Annotated in this window: 1 protein-coding gene; it reads left to right on the top strand. The window is 49.6% G+C overall.

Going from position 1 to position 480, the window contains the following annotated elements:
* A partial coding sequence (locus AC0C66_RS21525; protein WP_472973706.1) for a M3 family metallopeptidase occupies window positions 1-480 on the top strand: 480 nt, incomplete at both ends.

The raw sequence follows: 480 nt of genomic DNA, 5'->3' as shown, positions 1-480 counted from the left end.
CTACCATCCTGACGTTCGTGTGTGGGAAATTTTTGATCATAATGGCGTGGGCCTGGCGTTATTTTACGGTGATTTCTTCGCCCGTGATTCAAAAAGCGGCGGTGCATGGATGGGCAATTTTGTTGAGCAATCAACGCTTAATGAAACGCATCCGGTAAGTTATAACGTTTGCAATTATCAGAAACCCGCTGCCGGTGAGCCTGCGTTGTTACTCTGGGATGATGTAATAACCTTATTCCATGAATTTGGTCATACGCTGCACGTCCTTTTTGCCCGCCAGCGTTATGCCACGCTTTCCTGCACCAACACGCCGCGTGATTTTGTCGAATTTCCGTCGCAAATCAACGAACACTGGGCAACGCATCCGCAGGTATTCGCTCGCTACGCCCGGCATTATCAGAGCGGGGCAGCAATGCCTGACGAACTGCAACAGAAAATGCGTAATGCCAGCCTGTTCAACAAAGGGTATGAGATGAGCGA

The organism is Bacillus sp. VA13, assembly GCF_055710085.1.
This window is presented reverse-complemented; position numbering and strand designations above follow the sequence as displayed.